Below are 10,506 nucleotides of genomic sequence, written 5' to 3' on the forward strand. Positions count from 1 at the left end.
AAATTTAGAAATATTGGCAAGTTTTCGCAAAAAAAGATTGCTATCATATAGGGCATGAGTTTGATTAATACCATAGTCGTTGCTGGCGGAACCCACGGCAACGAACGAACTGGTGTAAGCCTGGTCCAAAAATGGATGGCAAATCCGGAATGCTATAGCGCCTTGTGCAAGAGTGCCAAGGTGGATTTGGTGCTGTCCAATCTCGAAGCCATGCGCTTGAATCGTCGCTATCGCGACCATGATCTGAATCGTGCCTTCTCCCAGACATGTCTGGATGTGAAGGCGGTTCCCCAGCAGTACGAATTCCGTCGAGCCAAGGAACTGAACGAGATTTATGGCCCCAAGGGTCCCAATACAAAGACTGACCTGATTCTGGATGTCCACAATACGGGCTCCAACATGGGTTACTGCCTGATCCTTTCCGCCCGCGATCCGTTCTGCATGCGAGCCTCTGCGGTTTTGACCCAGGAATTCAAGAACGCCTGGATTTACTACCAGCCGGAAGAACGTTCTGCCTCTCCCTATTTTGGAACGGTAGCCAAGGCTGACATTTGCATTGAAATTGGCCCCCAGCATCACGGGACCTTGAACGCCCTGATTTTTGAAGAGTCGGAGCGTCTAGTCAAGCGTTATTTGGAACTTGCGGAAGAATGGAACCGCGGCGAACTGCAGAAGCGCCCGCCTATCAAGGTGGATGTGTACACCCAGTGGCGCGATCTTGGATATCCCAAGCCTCAGGGTGGCGGTCCTATCCAGGCCATGATCCATCCGGAAGTTTTCGGCTATGACTACCGGGAACTTCGTGAAGGGGACAATCTTTTCCGCACCTTTGATGGTAAGGACATTCCCTTTAAGAGAGAACCGAACGATCCGGAAGTTTTGCACCCGATTTTTATTAACGAACCCGCTTATTATGAGAAGGATATTGCCATGAGCCTCACCGTCAAGACTGAGGAAGAGTGGTAACATTATTATGGCTGAAGAAAACGAAGAATTGAAAGAAATTTCTGGTGACGAACGACTGACCAACTTTTTGGAACTGGTCACCAAGCAAAAGGCTGAACAGTGGGATTCCCGCTTGTTCGATATTCTGGACGCATTTGAAGATTTCTTGACGGTCCGTCCGGAACCTCCTCAGGAATGGTCCGAAACTTACGAAAAGAGCGGCAAGAAGTTTGACTACCACCAGGTTGTGCTGCCTCAGGATTTCCAGGACCCGTACGAAGACGACTTGGGAAACATCCGCCGCCTGCGCAACGAATTTGAACGCACACCCAGCACCATGGCCTTGGAACATGAACTGGTGAGCCGTAACTATTTCATCTTTGAAAATGGTCATGCCGAACCGATTCCTGCACCTCAGCCCATGTTGATGTTGGAAAGCAAGGATCGTGACGACGACGAGGAAGAGCAGGAAGGGGACATTACCTGGGACTGCTGCATTTCCATTTTCCCAGATGGTAGCTATGTAGCCTACAATCTGGATCACGATGACGAAGAAACTCTTGGGGAAGACTTCAAGAAGGAATTCGACAAGCATATTGACGTTCTGTCCCGCCTTCAGCTGGTGATTCCCGTGGAAGGCCGTGACTACGGTATCCTCAGGAGTGACGCTTAATCCCGACGTCATCCTGAACGAAGTGAAGGGGCCATAGAGAATGAAGAAGTTTTGGATATTTGCGATCGCAGTGGCGCTGCTTTCCAGCAGTGCTTTTTCCGCATTTATCCAGAGCCCCATTCCGCCCTCCAGTCGCGAAAACTACCTGCAGGATTCCGATGGCGATGGCCGTCTGGACCGTGTGGACATGAGATTCCTAGGTTCCCTCTCTCAGGAATACGTGGACCAGATGGTTGATAGTGTGACCTTCGACTGGCTGGACACCGTTGGCATGGTCCGTCATTATTCCGTCGGCTCAAAACAGTTCCTTCGGGACTCTGCTTACAGTCGTCGTGCCCATCTGGATCTCCGCTCCCTACAGGGACAGTTCGCCCTGTTGACCGAAACCGTTGTGGGGCGAGATAGCCTGGGCATTTTCAAGATGTTCCTTCACGATGGAACCGTCTACGATATTCCCGTCAGGGATTTGATGGGCCCTGTGGTAAAAGACGCCTTCCTGAAAAGCTACCGCGGTAGAGGCAATGATACTCTTTCCGTTTCCTTCTCGGAACGTGTGAGGACCCCGTCCGGATGTGAAGCCCTCTTTGAGTCAAAGGCTAGAAACGATTCTTCCAGCCACATTCTTACTCCCTCTTCTGTGATGTGGAATGAAAATCATACTTCCGCCCTGTTTGTTTTTGACGGCGCGGAAAAATCCCAGGATGTTCTGCTCCCGAGGGACTCCATCCGTCTGACACCGGGCTGTTTTATCGATTCCGCCAATAAGGTTCCCTCCGCAGATGACGCTCTCTTTAGAGAAGTGGCGGGCTTCTATCCTCTGGAAGTGCATTCTTCCAACATGGTCTACGGCGAGTTTGATTCGTCCAGCGATTTGCCTATTTTCCAGATGATTTTTGAAAAGGATGGCGCAAAGGTACCCAACGAAAATAGTTGGGGTATTGCCATGGATGTTCTTGGTCCTGAATTCGAAAACGCCATTCGCGATGCTCTGGAACTGGATCATAAAGCCGCTCTAGATTTGTCTAAGTTGAAGATTTCTATGAACGTCAGGATCTATACCAATTTAGGTTCTTTCGTTGTCGCAACTTCTGATGAAGTTTTTGGCGATGATTCACGTTTTGAAGGTGGGCCTGTCCGTTTGTTCCTGAAGTGGAACTTGATGGATGGCGGCCGTCGTAAGGTAGGGACTGGCGCCTATATTTCCAATGCGGTGACGATTGTCTCCTATGATGGACAGGTGGTTTTCCGTAACGACATCCACCATGGCCCCACCACCCAAGTTTTCGGCGTCCAGCGCAGATAACTGCTGTAACGACTAAAGTCCCTCGTCATTCTGAGACCCAGTATGGGTCGAAGAATCTAGCTCGGCAATAGGTAACATATGGAACTTTTAGAAAGAGAAATCTATAAGCGATATATTGAAGTGATGAAGCTGTCGAATGTTGTAATTCCGGCTCCTCATCAGAATCCTCGTAAAGTCTCTTTCGATGAATTGCTGGACCAGTATGACGTTTTCTGCTTTGACGGCTACGGCACCTTGTATAACGGCGGGGACTTTGTGTATCCCGGAGCCCATCAGATGTTTGACTCCCTGCGAGAAGCGGGCAAACAGATGAGGCTTATCACCAATGCGGCGTCTGACGTAGATAGCGTGCTGGCAAATGCCGCTGTCAGGCGCGGATTTAACTTTACGGAAGCCGAGACAATCTCGTCGGGAAGTCTGCTGAAGTATCTTGCGGCGGACCTGCGGGACGGCAAGCGCGTTGCCGACGGACGCCCTAGAAAGCTGGATGAAGTTTATTATATCGGACGACAAACTGGCAAGAATGTCTTGACTGCTTGCGGTATAACCGCGGTGGCGCCTGATCATATTCCCAACGAGCCTATTGTAGCCATCTCCTCCTCGAAGGAAACTGCGGAAACATACGCCCGTGCGGTGGAACTCCTGAAATGTCCCGGCGCCATTTTGCTGGTGCTGAATTCCGACGCCTGGGCCCCGAAAATTGATGGATCCCGTGAGCCTGTTTCTGGCGCCTTAAGTGAACGCCTCCGTCGTGATTCCATGTGCGAGGCCAACGGCAACGAAGGCTGCACAACCTTCTATTTGGGGAAACCTTTCCCTGCTATCTGGGAAAAACTCAAGACTACCATTCCCGCGGAATTATTTGGTGGCCGCAAGCCCCGAGTGATTATGATGGGAGATACCCTGGGTACGGATGTGCTGGGTGCCCATATTGCCGGTTTTGATAGTTGCCTCCTGGTAGGTCGTAACCAGCCGGCGGCTGAACTTTTTGAAGATCAGGACTACTTAGGAGTAACCCCTAATTACTACATTGAATAAAGTATTAGGAGGATTTATGAAGTGGTTTTTAGTTGTGTTGGCCTCCCTCTTCTTATGGGGATGCTATAGTGACGACGAAACGGTCCTTTACACGGTTGGTTTTCAGGGGGAATACGGCTCCTTTGTAGATAGTCGTGATGGCGAAACCTACAAGACCGTTGTCATTGGCGATCAGGAATGGATGGCCGAGAATTTAAGATATAACGTGCCTGAGGATAGCCAATTTTACAGTTGGACCAAAGCCATTGTGGCGTGTCCGGATGGATGGCATTTGCCCACCACGGAAGAATGGAATGAACTTGTGGAATTTGCGTCCCGTGACGGCGCGGCCTTTTTTGCTTTGGCGGAAGAGGATGGCTTTGAGGGGTACGTAGGTTCCAATTCAACGGGTTTTTCTGCCAAGGCGGTTCCTTTCGTGCAAAATTATGGCACGGTAGGTTTTTTCCCCGATCGTATTCGCTATTGGTCGTTTGAAGAAGGGGAATGGCTGGGGTTCCTCTGGTCGGGAACCTATGTTCGTTTTGGCAACAAAAAAGTTGAGACGGACCAGATTGGCTATTACGATGCCTATAAGTATCCTGTTCGATGCATTAAGGGTAAGGCTCCCGAAAGAAGCGACGCCTATTATTCGTTGTTGCGTTCTTCATCTTCGTTCCGTTCGTCTAGCTCGTCCAGCGTTAAGGACTTGAGTTCCAGCAGTTCCTCTGAGGAGTATTCCTGTAGTTCCTCCGAGGCGTCCTCCAGTAGCGTTGTAGAGGAATCGTCTAGCAGTTTATTCCCCGCAAGCTCAAGTACGCTTGTATTTGTAGATCCGTCGGAAGTAGTGCGTGATTCTTTTGTGGATGCAAGAGATGGACAAGTTTATAAATCCGTAAAGATTGGCGATCAGACTTGGATGGCGGAAAACCTGAACTTTGCTGTGGATTCAAGTTTCTGTTATAATGATGAACCGGATAATTGCGAAAAATATGGCCGCCTGTATCAGTGGTCTGCCGCAATGGATTCCGTTGGAACATTTAGCGAAACTGCAAAGGGATGTGGTTATAATGTCTTGTGCGACTCTCTTGGAACGGCCCGTGGGGTGTGTCCCGAAGGTTGGCATATTCCCACGGAGGATGAAGCTGCTATCCTGCTGGGTTCTGTGGATAAGACCGTCTCTGAAGGCGCTGAGGTGGAGTACGCAAAGGGCAACGAATTGAAATCTGCCCTGGACTGGGATGGCGAAATGGATGCCTATGGCTTTGGGGCTCTGCCTTCGGGAATTCGTGCCCAGAATGGAAATTACTCCTATTTGGGCTCGACGGGGAATTTATGGTTGGCAAGCCCGGCCGTGAATAATCATGTGAAGGAAAATGCCCTGATCTTTGCAATCGGGGATTACTATGGGTCGTTGCGCTATAGTTCAAATAAATCCCACGGCATTGCCGTGAGATGCTTGAAAGATTAAATCAGTTTTTTATTTCGTTAGCTGGATCATCTTGCTTGCGTTCATGGAACCGGCCTTAGCCTTTACCATGTACACACCTGCAGGAACGTTGCTGAGGTCGAAGTGAGCCGTGTGGCTTCCTGCGCTCTGATGTTCGCTGAACATGCGGATAGTCTTGCCCTTGATGGATACCAGCTGGATTTCTGCAGGAGCGGACTGACTCAATGTGTAGTTTACTTCCAGCATAGAACCGTGCTTGACTACGTTTAAACTCTTGCTTGCGCTAGGTGCCTGCGGGGTTGCATCGGTAGGATCAGCTGTTGCAGAACGTTCCTTGGACAGTAGCATCAGAATTGCCTGGAAAGGTGCTACACCATAGAGGGTGGACTCTACAGAGGTGTATTCCTTGACATTTGAATTAAAGCTTGTTTTGTTTGTGCCTCCTAAAAATGCTCCTACAAGGGGACGATAGCTGTAATATTTTTGTCACCCACGCCAACAACCATGGATAATCCCCAACGGTTCATTCCCAGCAGGTAGTTCATTCTATTGATAACGATCTGTCTAGCTTCTTTGTAATTCCATGTTGCACCTAGAGTGTTGGGAAGGTTGATATCCTTTTCGGTAATATCCTTGGCGACGTCCGCAAACATAAGCAGGCTTAATTGAGCTCCAATGTCGTAAAAGTGGGGGGGCCAGGCAGAACCTTCCCACAGGCTAAAGGAAAGTCCATTGTAGTTTGCAGACATTTTTTTATTTGTTACCAAGGACTGAGCCTTTGATGTTGAGGCACTTTCTCTGCTACCCTGTTCAACGTTCTTTGTTAGAATGAAAATGACTTTTTCAATATAGGCTAAACGTTGTTCTTTTTCGAGAGAAGGGTAAATTTTTTCATAAATGATCCACCAAAAAACAAATAGAAAGATACAAACAAAAAAGAGACCCACTGTTGTGGATCTCTTGCTTAGAGCGGAAAAAGGGGCTCGAACCCTCGACATCGACCTTGGGAAGGTCGCGCTCTACCAACTGAGCTACTTCCGCGTTGTTCTGTAATGTAGTAATTTTCTATCATTATGTCATCATGAAGTGGAATTTATTTGCATCTTATCGCGTGATTGCGGTAGCATTTGTCTGTGTTTGTTTGATGGCGGGCTCTGCCTTTGCGGAAAAGTCCATGTGGCAGAAGTTCAAGGATTTCTTTACTCCCGGCGAAACCATTGACTGTGAAGGTCCTACTTGCGATGAACTTCACAATCTCGAAGATCGAATCAACACGGTGGAAGGCAAGTATTCCCGGGAGCGCCGCCCTATGAACAAGGAACGGTACAAGAAGGAACTGGACAGCCTGAACGTGGTTCGCGATTCGCTAGTAGCGGTCATCAAGAGTCCCGCTCCCGCTTCATCAGCGGCTCTTCAGCCCGTTTCTTCTTCTGCGATTGTTCAGCCGACCTCTTCCGCGGCTCCTGTGGCATCCTCCTCTTCTGTAGCGGCTCAGCCTGCGTCTAATGCGAAAGTTCTCTCTGCAGATGAAGTGGCGGCACTTGTCTGCAAGCCGGATACGGTCTATGTCCGTGACACGGTGGTGGTTCATGACACCGTCTACGTCATCGTGACCAACAAGCCTGCTGAATAATGAAATACTCCACCGTCGTTCCCGCCAAATTCATCAGCCGTCCTAATCGGTTCATCGCCCATGTGGAAGTGAACGGCGTGGACACCGTTGTCCATGTGAAGAACACGGGACGTTGCAAGGAATTACTGGTTCCTGGCTGTACGGTGTATCTGGAAAAGCCAGACAATCCCGCTCGCAAGACGCCTTACGACTTAATCGCTGTAGAGAAAGTCGTGCCCGATGCCACTCGCAAATCTAAGCAGAAAACCATCCTGATCAATATGGATAGCCAGGCTCCCAACAAGGTGGCCGCTGAATGGATCCGCGCCCATCAGGAACTCTTCCCGAAGATTACGTTCTTGAAGCCGGAATACACCTACGGCAACTCCCGCTTTGATTTCTATGTGGAGTTTAGCGGCCGCAAGATGTTCATCGAGGTGAAAGGCTGCACGCTGGAATTTGACGGCCACGCGAAATTCCCTGACGCTCCGACAGAACGTGGCGTAAAACATCTGACAGAGCTGGCGGACATCCTCCGCGAAAACCGCTGCGCCGAAGACGGTACTCCCTACGAATGCGGAATCCTGTTCCTCATCCAGATGAAGGGCTGCCACAAGTTCTCTCCCAACGTGGATACACACCCCCAATTTGGAGTAGCCTTAAAGGCCGCTCAAGATGCTGGCGTTAAAATTTTTGTGTATGATTGTAAGGTAAAGCCCGACACGTTGGTGTCGGATATTCCTGTTGCACTCGAACTTTAAAACCGGTCGGTTCTTATGAATCCTTTTATGAAAATAGCCATTGACGAGGCCCGTCAAGGGATTAAAGGCAAGCATGGCGGCCCCTTCGGTGCCGTTGTCGTAAAGGATGGTAAGGTTGTGGGCGCTGGTCACAACCAGGTCTTGAAAAATGCAGATCCAACATGCCATGGTGAAATGATGGCCATTCGGGATGCTTGCAAAAATCTCGGAACTCACGATTTGACGGGTTGCGAAATCTATACCACAGGCTATCCGTGTCCCATGTGTATGGGCGCCATCCAGTGGTCCAATATGGTCAAGTGCTATTACGCCTGTAATCTGGAAGACACGGAAAAAATCGGATTCCGTGATGATCAGTTTTACAACAATCCCCTAAAGCCCGAGGAATGCGACCGCGCCGAAGGCCTAAAACTCTACGAAGAATACGTCAAGAGCACCGACATCCGCTATTAGGTTTCTGGTAGGGTGAATCCTGTGCGGAAGTTTTCAATTAAGCAGCAGCTGATGCTGACATCGGTTGCGTAGGGCGGAATATCTTCCCGCTTCACCCACAAGGCTTCCGAAAGTTCTTCCGCCTGCATATGGATGGTGTCGTCCCCATCCAGTTCTGCAGTCCAGCCTGCAATCAGCGAATCGCTAAAGGGCCAGGGCTGGCTTCCGAAGTATTTCAAGTTCTTAATCTTGACACCAGCCTCTTCCATCACTTCGCGATGGGCGGCTTGTTCCAGAGATTCACCCACTTCCACAAAACCGGAAATCAGGAAAAGCATGGGGTTGGGATTGTCAATGTTATGCGCCATCAGGAGTTTATCACCATTACGTACGGCAATAATCACCACGGGCGAAATTCTGGGATAAACGACGTTCCCGCACTTGGGACAAATGATGGATCGTTCCTTTTCCCCGCGGATGGTGACGTTACCGCACTTGCCGCAGAATTTGTTCAGGGCTTCCCAATGGGCAATGTGGGCCGCAGTTGCGCCGCCCAGACGTTCCACAGGAGCCATGGGACGGAACGCGCGGTTGCCTGTAAATTCATATCCCTCGGGGGCTGCATAATCTTCTGCAACAGCCAGCAGGAAGAAAGCGCGTTCATCGATGTTCAGGAGGTAATGACCTTCGAAATCTTCAAATCCTAGCTTCTGTATTTCTGCAACGGTAGGGAGGGCGTAGCCATTTCCCTCTTTCTTCAGCAGGCTCTTGCTACCATTATAAACCAGACAGTAATCGTTTGGCTTGGGGTCTTGAATCTTGAACTGATTGTCCAGTACGTGGGGCGCAATTTCGTGAATCATGCCTCAAAAATAGCTTTATTTCTTTCCGACGATCTGGTCTCGGCCATTTGTCTTTGCCATATAAAGACGTTCGTCCACTGCGGTCAAAAGCTTGTCGTGGTTGTTGAACTCGGGATTGGCGCAATCCACAAAACCGCCACTGATATGAATACGTACGTTGGGCTGGTCGTCAAATTTTAGGCAGGATACCTTGTATCGGAATTGTTCTGCCTTTACCATTGCCTTGTCGTAGCTTTCGTCACGGATGAGCAGGATGAATTCCTCACCGCCATAACGGACCGCCATTTCCCCTTCTTCGCAGCAGGTATCCTGTGCCACCTTGCCGATTGCTGTAAGAACGTGGTCTCCAAAGACGTGACCGAAGTTATCGTTCACTCGCTTGAAAAAATCTACGTCAAACATCAGTAAGTAGAATCCTGCAGGATTTTTTAGTACGTTATTCCGAATAACTTCAATAAAACTGCGCCTGTTATACAGACCTGTCAGGGGATCGTGAGAGGAAAGGTAATCCAGTTTGGTAATCAGTTCGTCCTTATCCTTTTTTTCGCGATTATAGGCTTTCAGCAGGTAAGACACCGTGGTGAAAATCATAAGTCCCATAAATATAAAGGATACCGCCTGGTCCACGATTGTGTCAAAAGGCTCCAAATTTGGGGAATAATTCGGAAAGTAATAGTCCACGAAGAAGATGACCGTATACAATGTGATGGAGTACACCAGCATGATACTGCGAGGCTTGAACTTGGAAATTAGGGATGAAATGAGAATGCTGGTGAGGCAATAGAATGGCATGCCGCAATCAAATGCACCGCAAATGAAAAACATAGGGGGCAAAATTAACGTGTTGATGCCAAAGCACATGGCCGTATAGCCCGCTTCTGTCTTGTGAGAGACGAATACGATTGCGCCTAGAACCACAAAATATAAGGTGATGAAGGCCGTATAAATCACTGCCAATGCACCAAGGTCTTCAATGGCGGTGAATATGGTGGAGGCAATTGCTGCCACAAAGCAAAAGAACAGAACGCCCCAGAATAGGACGTTTTCAAAAGAGCCGTGAAGATGTAATTTTCTTTCTGTAAAATCAATAATTCATGAAAAAAGGCCCGTTTAGGGCCCTATAAACAAAAAGTGGAGTTTCCACATCCTATTTTTGGTTTTGCGACAAATCAAAAAGGAATCAATTATGGAAAACTCCGAAAACAAATATAGTTTCGACCCGACAATTTTGAAAGCCCTAATCGAGCAGGGACCCGACTTTCTGATGGATCTTTTCAGACTCGCCATGAACGAGGCCATGAAATTGGAACGGGAGAACTTCCTAAATGCAGGGGCTTACGAACGCTCCAAAAATCGTTTGGATTACGCGAACGGTTTCAAACCCAAGACTCTTAATATGCGGTCCGGGCAGGTCACATTTGCCATCCCGCAGACTCGGAACAGCGGCTTCTAC

13 protein-coding genes and 1 tRNA gene are annotated in these 10,506 nt (G+C 49.0%); 9 read left to right on the forward strand and 5 right to left on the reverse strand.

Annotated features, from left to right (window positions below):
• Nucleotides 1–54 precede the first annotated feature (54 nt).
• The 5 genes from BUB59_RS13565 to BUB59_RS13585 all read left to right on the forward strand — a co-directional run bounded on the left by BUB59_RS13565 (nt 55) and on the right by BUB59_RS13585 (nt 5,406).
• Nucleotides 55–966: an aspartoacylase gene (locus BUB59_RS13565; protein WP_234980070.1), complete on the forward strand. Its 912-nt coding sequence runs from the start codon at nt 55–57 to the stop codon at nt 964–966.
• Nucleotides 967–973: 7 nt separating this feature from the next.
• Complete coding sequence (locus BUB59_RS13570; RefSeq protein ID WP_073230918.1) at nt 974–1,618, forward strand: hypothetical protein; 645 nt, start codon at nt 974–976, stop codon at nt 1,616–1,618.
• 40 nt (nt 1,619–1,658) lie between these two features.
• Nucleotides 1,659–2,921, forward strand: a complete 1,263-nt coding sequence (locus BUB59_RS13575) for a hypothetical protein (protein ID WP_073230920.1) — start codon at nt 1,659–1,661, stop codon at nt 2,919–2,921.
• A gap of 123 nt (nt 2,922–3,044) precedes the next feature.
• The gene (locus BUB59_RS13580; protein WP_234980071.1) at nt 3,045–3,959 is read left to right on the forward strand and encodes an HAD hydrolase-like protein; all 915 of its coding nucleotides are present in this window, start codon (nt 3,045–3,047) and stop codon (nt 3,957–3,959) included.
• 16 nt (nt 3,960–3,975) lie between these two features.
• Nucleotides 3,976–5,406: an FISUMP domain-containing protein gene (locus BUB59_RS13585; protein ID WP_073230924.1), complete on the forward strand. Its 1,431-nt coding sequence runs from the start codon at nt 3,976–3,978 to the stop codon at nt 5,404–5,406.
• A gap of 9 nt (nt 5,407–5,415) precedes the next feature.
• On the opposite strand, the gene BUB59_RS13590 is transcribed toward BUB59_RS13585, so the two are convergent.
• The 3 genes from BUB59_RS13590 to BUB59_RS13600 form a co-directional block, all read right to left on the reverse strand.
• The gene (locus BUB59_RS13590; protein ID WP_073230926.1) at nt 5,416–5,733 is read right to left on the reverse strand and encodes a T9SS type A sorting domain-containing protein; all 318 of its coding nucleotides are present in this window, start codon (nt 5,731–5,733) and stop codon (nt 5,416–5,418) included.
• A gap of 107 nt (nt 5,734–5,840) precedes the next feature.
• On the reverse strand, nt 5,841–6,332 hold the full coding sequence (locus BUB59_RS13595) for a glycoside hydrolase family 9 protein (protein WP_073230929.1): 492 nt from the start codon (nt 6,330–6,332) through the stop codon (nt 5,841–5,843).
• 21 nt (nt 6,333–6,353) lie between these two features.
• Nucleotides 6,354–6,426, reverse strand: a tRNA-Gly gene (locus tag BUB59_RS13600).
• A 40-nt stretch (nt 6,427–6,466) separates the two neighbouring features.
• Here BUB59_RS13600 and BUB59_RS13605 point away from each other — a divergent pair.
• Genes BUB59_RS13605 through BUB59_RS13615 form a run of 3 tightly spaced genes read left to right on the forward strand, consistent with a single transcriptional unit; the run spans nt 6,467 to nt 8,211 of the window.
• Nucleotides 6,467–7,018: a hypothetical protein gene (locus tag BUB59_RS13605; RefSeq protein WP_143160413.1), complete on the forward strand. Its 552-nt coding sequence runs from the start codon at nt 6,467–6,469 to the stop codon at nt 7,016–7,018.
• Nucleotides 7,018–7,758: a DNA/RNA nuclease SfsA gene (gene sfsA / locus BUB59_RS13610; RefSeq protein ID WP_073230933.1), complete on the forward strand. Its 741-nt coding sequence runs from the start codon at nt 7,018–7,020 to the stop codon at nt 7,756–7,758. Before BUB59_RS13605 ends, sfsA begins: the two co-directional genes overlap by 1 nt.
• A gap of 27 nt (nt 7,759–7,785) precedes the next feature.
• On the forward strand, nt 7,786–8,211 hold the full coding sequence (locus BUB59_RS13615; RefSeq protein WP_083540346.1) for a nucleoside deaminase: 426 nt from the start codon (nt 7,786–7,788) through the stop codon (nt 8,209–8,211).
• Here the strand turns inward: BUB59_RS13615 and nudC are convergent.
• Together nudC and BUB59_RS13625 are read right to left on the reverse strand one after the other, a co-directional pair.
• A complete protein-coding gene (gene nudC / locus BUB59_RS13620) occupies nt 8,208–9,053 on the reverse strand; it encodes an NAD(+) diphosphatase (protein WP_073230939.1) in 846 nt (281 codons plus the stop codon). The genes BUB59_RS13615 and nudC overlap by 4 nt on opposite strands.
• Nucleotides 9,054–9,068: 15 nt before the next feature.
• On the reverse strand, nt 9,069–10,061 hold the full coding sequence (locus BUB59_RS13625) for a GGDEF domain-containing protein (RefSeq protein ID WP_073230941.1): 993 nt from the start codon (nt 10,059–10,061) through the stop codon (nt 9,069–9,071).
• Between the two features lie 178 nt (nt 10,062–10,239).
• Here BUB59_RS13625 and BUB59_RS13630 point away from each other — a divergent pair.
• Nucleotides 10,240–10,506 (forward strand): transposase (locus BUB59_RS13630; protein WP_200778795.1); only part of this gene is annotated, 267 nt, incomplete at its 3' end.

The organism is Fibrobacter sp. UWEL (genome assembly GCF_900142535.1).
Lineage (GTDB): Bacteria > Fibrobacterota > Fibrobacteria > Fibrobacterales > Fibrobacteraceae > Fibrobacter.

Bases quoted from the DNA above. Each gene is read 5' to 3' on its own strand.
- BUB59_RS13585 (WP_073230924.1), top strand. From the start codon at position 3,976: ATGAAGTGGTTTTTAGTTGTGTTGGCCTCCCTCTTCTTATGGGGATGC.
- nudC (WP_073230939.1), bottom strand. From the start codon at position 9,053: ATGATTCACGAAATTGCGCCCCACGTACTGGACAATCAGTTCAAGATT.
- sfsA (WP_073230933.1), top strand. From the start codon at position 7,018: ATGAAATACTCCACCGTCGTTCCCGCCAAATTCATCAGCCGTCCTAAT.
- BUB59_RS13605 (WP_143160413.1), top strand. From the start codon at position 6,467: ATGAAGTGGAATTTATTTGCATCTTATCGCGTGATTGCGGTAGCATTT.
- BUB59_RS13565 (WP_234980070.1), top strand. From the start codon at position 55: ATGAGTTTGATTAATACCATAGTCGTTGCTGGCGGAACCCACGGCAAC.
- BUB59_RS13615 (WP_083540346.1), top strand. From the start codon at position 7,786: ATGAAAATAGCCATTGACGAGGCCCGTCAAGGGATTAAAGGCAAGCAT.
- BUB59_RS13575 (WP_073230920.1), top strand. From the start codon at position 1,659: ATGAAGAAGTTTTGGATATTTGCGATCGCAGTGGCGCTGCTTTCCAGC.
- BUB59_RS13590 (WP_073230926.1), bottom strand. From the start codon at position 5,733: ATGCTACTGTCCAAGGAACGTTCTGCAACAGCTGATCCTACCGATGCA.
- BUB59_RS13570 (WP_073230918.1), top strand. From the start codon at position 974: ATGGCTGAAGAAAACGAAGAATTGAAAGAAATTTCTGGTGACGAACGA.
- BUB59_RS13580 (WP_234980071.1), top strand. From the start codon at position 3,045: ATGAAGCTGTCGAATGTTGTAATTCCGGCTCCTCATCAGAATCCTCGT.